The sequence below is a fragment of the Megasphaera sp. AF13-6AC genome, assembly GCF_027685385.1.
Lineage (GTDB): Bacteria > Bacillota > Negativicutes > Veillonellales > Megasphaeraceae > Megasphaera > Megasphaera micronuciformis.
Map to the genome: position 1 here is coordinate 1 of NZ_JAQCUN010000326.1, position 344 is coordinate 344.

Here is a 344-nt window from a genome sequence, read left to right on the forward strand (position 1 = left end):
ACGGTCTATCCTTTTGTCGATAACGGCGGCAAGGTCATTGCCGTACTGTCTTTTACGGGGGAGGTGGCGGCCGATAAACAGCTGTTGACGGAAACGGCTTTCAGTATCTTACAAGTGCCCGCTTCGGCCGATGAAGGTTGGCTCTTTTCGTACCGTCATCCAAAGAGGGGTTTCTCGTGTCGGCAGCTGTGCGTAAACCCTTATTTGCAGCGGAAGGTAAGGCGGATACATCTGTCGGTGCTATCGTAGCTTGCGGGGATGAGCCGGTTATTGCCGATGTGTTTACGCAAAGGCGAAGCTTGACAGCACACAAGGAAGTGGATTACGGTCGTACGGAATCTATG

General features: G+C 52.6%; 1 pseudogene. It reads left to right on the top strand.

From position 1 onward, the window contains the following. Positions 1-137: 137 nt before the first annotated feature. A pseudogene (locus tag PGX78_RS09195) lies at positions 138-344 on the top strand (sensor histidine kinase); the annotation flags it as partial.